Annotated in this window: 3 protein-coding genes; all 3 read right to left on the reverse strand. The window is 72.2% G+C overall.

What is annotated here, in order from left to right:
• Positions 1-9: 9 nt before the first annotated feature.
• The gene (locus Q8M82_RS17770; RefSeq protein ID WP_305692647.1) at positions 10-1,197 is read right to left on the reverse strand and encodes an OmpA family protein; all 1,188 of its coding nucleotides are present in this window, start codon (positions 1,195-1,197) and stop codon (positions 10-12) included.
• A 210-nt stretch (positions 1,198-1,407) separates the two neighbouring features.
• Positions 1,408-3,333 carry an adenylate/guanylate cyclase domain-containing protein gene (locus tag Q8M82_RS17775; protein ID WP_305692648.1) on the reverse strand — a complete coding sequence of 642 codons (1,926 nt, stop codon included), beginning with the start codon at positions 3,331-3,333 and terminating at the stop codon, positions 1,408-1,410.
• Positions 3,326-4,024 carry a Crp/Fnr family transcriptional regulator gene (locus tag Q8M82_RS17780; protein ID WP_305692649.1) on the reverse strand — a complete coding sequence of 233 codons (699 nt, stop codon included), beginning with the start codon at positions 4,022-4,024 and terminating at the stop codon, positions 3,326-3,328. The genes Q8M82_RS17775 and Q8M82_RS17780 overlap by 8 nt, the downstream gene beginning before the upstream one ends.
• Positions 4,025-4,198: the final 174 nt, after the last annotated feature.

Here is a 4,198-nt window from a genome sequence, read left to right on the forward strand (position 1 = left end):
CCGCCGCGCTCATGCGCAGGGCGCGGTCTTGAACTCGACGCGGCGGTCGACCGCCGTGCTGGCGTCGTCGCGTGGCAGGCCGACCAGCGCCTCGCGATAACCGACGCCGGACGGACGCAGCCGCTGCGACATGCCCGGCGCCGCAGCGGTCATGAGGGTCACGATGCGTTCGGCGCGCTCGCGGGAGAGCCTGTCGTTGAGGCTCTCGGGACCGGTGCGGCTGGCATGGCCGACCACGTCGAGGCAGACGCCGGCTTGGGTCGCCCGCGCCGCGATCTCGCGCAGCCAGGCCGGGTAGCTCGCGGAGAGCTTGCGGTCGGCGTTGAAGGCGGTGGAGTTCGGCTCGAACAGGAACTTCACCCCGAGCTGGCCGAGGGAGAAGCCGCGCTCGACCATCTGGCCGAATGTCTGGTCGGCCTCACTGGTCTCGCCCAGCGCCGCATAGGAGAGGTAGAGGCCGTTGAGCACGCGCAGCTGGTCGCCGCCCGGCTGGGCCTGGGCCTCGCGGTAGAGATCGCGCGCCCGGGCATGGTCGCCGGCCTCATAGGCGGCGCCTGCCTCCCGGATGCGGGCAGCGGCGCCGAGCTGGTCGATGTATGCCGGCGAGACCGGCGTGCCGGGCTGCGACTTCTGGCAGGCCTCGATATAGGCGCGGGTCGCCGCGTCCAGGCCCCAGACCGGCGTGTCGGCATAGGATGCCGCCGGGGCGATGTCGACATTGCCGACCGTCGAGCGCGCGACGCTGCGGGCATAGACCGTCTTGGCCTCGCGCTCGACCAGGGCAAAGCAGATCCAGAAGGCGTCGCGATCGCCGCCGGGCTGGCCGGCATTGTTGATCGTGTTGAAGGTGCCGATGAAGACGAAGCGGGCCTTGGCGACGTTTTCGGGCGTGAAGGCCAGGATCTTCACATGCGGGTAGCGCTCCGCCACCAGTTCGGCGATGCGCCGGTCGAAGCCGCGCGTCGCCGCCGACTGGATGCCGGTGACACCGTCGATCAGCGGATCGATGACGACGGTGACCTCGCCGGCGCTCGCCGGGAGCCTGGCGAAGAGGTCCGTGGCGGCCTTCATGAAGGCCTGTTCGAGTGGGACGAGGGCGGGCGCCCGCGCAGCCGCGACGGGCTGAGCGAAGGCGGCCGGTGCGCTGCCGACGGCGGCGAGCGCGAGCATGACGGCGGTGACAGTACGCAGGGACATGAGGCGGCTCCGGGAAGGCCTGTCGCCCCCCCGCTCCCCGGCCGGATTGCGACGAAGGTCGATCGAGTGCTTAACCATAGCGTCATCTCCTTTTCCCGAGCAATCCTTCATGGTCGGGAAGGATCGGTGTGAGGAGAGATTGCCTCAGGCGCACCGCCTTGACTGTCTCCGCGGGAACAGACCTGCACCGGACGCTGCGGCAGTTTTTTCTCAGATCGGCGTGGAGACTGCAACGGGCCCGACCCCGCGCAGCTCGACGGTGCCGAGCAGGCGCAGCAGCGCCGGGTCGCAGCGGCTCGCCGCGACCGGGCCGACGCAGATCGACGAGCCGAGTTCCTTGTTCAACGCCTCGAGCCGCGCCGCCATGTTCACCGCCTCGCCATGGGCGGTGTAGTCGAGCTTGGCGCCGACGCCGACGTCGCCGACGATGGCGATGCCGGTTTCCAGCCCCTGCCGGGTTCGGCCGAGGCCGATTGCGGCCGCGAGACCGGTGGCCCGGTAGGTCTCCGTCCAGTCCAGGATCGCCACAGCGCAGGCGAGCGCGCGCCGCGGGTGGTCCTCGAGATCGAACGGTGCGTTGAAGAGGGCATGGACGGCGTCGCCGACGAGCTTGTCGACCATGCCGCCATGGGCGCCGACGATCCGGGTGACGCCCTCGAAATAGCCGTCCAGCACCGCCACCAGCTGTTCGGGTCCGGCCTCGCGGGTGGTCTGCGTGAAGCCTTCGATGTCGGTGAAGAGCGCGGTGACCTCGCGCCGCTCGCCGGACAATTTGAGGCTGCCGGGATCGGCGACGATCCGCTCGACCACGCCCGGCGCCAGATGCTGCTCGAAGCGGCGGCGCAGCCGCGCCTCGCGCCAGCGCGATTCCGAGAAGGCGGTGAGCGAGGTGGCGAGGAAGGCGAAGGTCGCGGCGATCATCGGGGTGCGCGGGTCGAGCAGCAGGTCCCGCAAGGCCAGCCAACCCGTGCCGATCACGACCAGCGCGAGCAGACCGAGGAGCGCGGCCGTGGCGATCGCCGGCCGCCAGAGCCGCGCCATCGCGATCGCGAGCGACTTGACGACCAGCGCGAGCCCCAGCTCCACCGGATACGCCCAGTCCGGCCGGACCGGCATCACACCGGTCGCGATCTGGTGGACCGCCTGCGCCTGAAGAACGGAGGAAGGCGTCAGCGGGTCGCGCGCGCTGGCCCGCAACGCGCCCAGCTCCGGCGCGAAACCTCCGATGAAGACGATCGCGCCCGCCAGGGCGGTTGCATCCGCCCCGTCGCGCAGCAGGTCCGCGGCGCGGATGACCGGCACGGAGGGGCCGCCCGGGACCAGCCGCAGGAGGCCGTGCGGCGGCAGGGCGCGCGTCGTGGCGCCGATGGTCACCCGCAGCGGATCGGCGGAGAGCAGGTAGCCGGAGGCGCCGGCGGCGAGACGCACGGCTTCGAGAGCCAGTCCCGGGCGGCTCTCGTCCCCGACCGTGACGAACAGCGGAACGCGGCGTACGACCCCGTCATCATCTCCGGGAAGGGAGAGCGTGCCGGAACCCGCAGCCGCGGCCGCCAGACTGGCGGGTGGCGCGCTCGCCCCCCGCTCGCGCCAGAGCGAACCGAGCGACACGCCCGGGCGTGTCAGGATCGGCACGGCGCCGACGGCATCTCGCCCTTGAGGGTCGATCACCCAGCCGAGCACGACGGGGCCGGCGCCGACGGCGTCCGCGAGCATCCTGTCACCGTCCTCCAGCGTCGGCGCCAGCGCAGCCAGGGCGGCGTTTCCGGTCTCCGCGGCGAGCCGGCGCGCCAGCGCGGCGGGCGAGCGCGTATCCTCGCCCGCCAGGAGCAGATCGAGCGCGATCGCAGCGGGCTTCGCCGAATTGACGGCCGCGATCAGCCGCGCCAGCGTTTCCCGACGCCAGGGCCAGAGGCCAACCGCGTCGAGGCTCGCGGCGTCGATCGCGACGATGGCGAGCCGGGGCGAGGGCCCGGGGCTGCGCCAATCGGCGATCTGCTCGAGCACGACATCCAAGACCTGCTCGCGCTGGGTCTCGCGCCAGAAGGGCGGCGCGGAGACTGCGAGAAGGATCAGGCCGAAACCGACCAGGGCACCGGCAACGACGGGTCGCCACCGCCGCAGCCTTCTCTCAGCCATGCTCGATCCCGGCACATTTCGCGAGCAGATCGGGATCGCAGAACAGGCGATCGGCGGTGCGGCGGATCGCACCCATCTGCTCGAGCGAACCCAGCGCCGCATTGACCTTCGGCCGGCTGGCGCCCAGCAACTGCGCCAACTCACCCTGCGAGAACGCCAGATCGAATGGAACGCGCTTGCCCGCCGGCGCACGGCGGCCGCCGAGACCGACCAGGAGAAAGCGGGCCAGCCGGACCTCGATCGAATACAGCGCGATGCCTTCGAGTTGGTCCGTCGTCTGGCGCAGCCGGCGGCAGAGGAAGGCGATGATCCCGGCCGCGAGCGCGGGATGGCGCGCCCTGAGTGTGTCGAGGGCGGCCCGGCGCAGGGACAGCGCCAGGACGGGCGTGATCGCCACGGCGTCGGCGCTGCGCGTGCCGCCGTCCAGCACGGCGATCTCGCCCAGCAGATCGCCGCGCGCCGCATGGCGCATGCTGAGCTCGCGGCCCTCCTCGGTCGTCACCGAGAGCCGCACGCGGCCCTCGACGACGAGCAGGAGGCGGTCGCCGGCGTCCCCGCGCGCGAACAGCATCTGGCCCGCATCGAAGCGCTGCTCGCGGAACTCGGCGGCACAGTCGAGCAGGTCCTGCGGTGGCACCCCGGCGAAGAAGCCGGCCTCGCCCAGCATGGCGGCGATGGCGGCGGTTTCCATGCTCAGGCGATCTGCGCCAGGGCGGCGGCGATGCGCGCCGCGCCCCAGGGACGGGCCGGCGTCGGCGCGGCACCGCGTCGGGCGATATCCGTGCCCTCGCCCGCCACCAGGACGACCTCGCGGCCGGCGGCGCGCACCGCGACCTCGCCGCGCTCGACGAAAACCCCGAAGACG

This window comes from Allobosea sp. (assembly GCF_030694325.1).
Lineage (GTDB): Bacteria > Pseudomonadota > Alphaproteobacteria > Rhizobiales > Beijerinckiaceae > Allobosea.

Coding starts and splice junctions, on each gene's coding strand:
- Q8M82_RS17770 (WP_305692647.1), bottom strand. CDS start 1,197: ATGTCCCTGCGTACTGTCACCGCCGTCATGCTCGCGCTCGCCGCCGTC.
- Q8M82_RS17775 (WP_305692648.1), bottom strand. CDS start 3,333: ATGGCTGAGAGAAGGCTGCGGCGGTGGCGACCCGTCGTTGCCGGTGCC.
- Q8M82_RS17780 (WP_305692649.1), bottom strand. CDS start 4,024: ATGGAAACCGCCGCCATCGCCGCCATGCTGGGCGAGGCCGGCTTCTTC.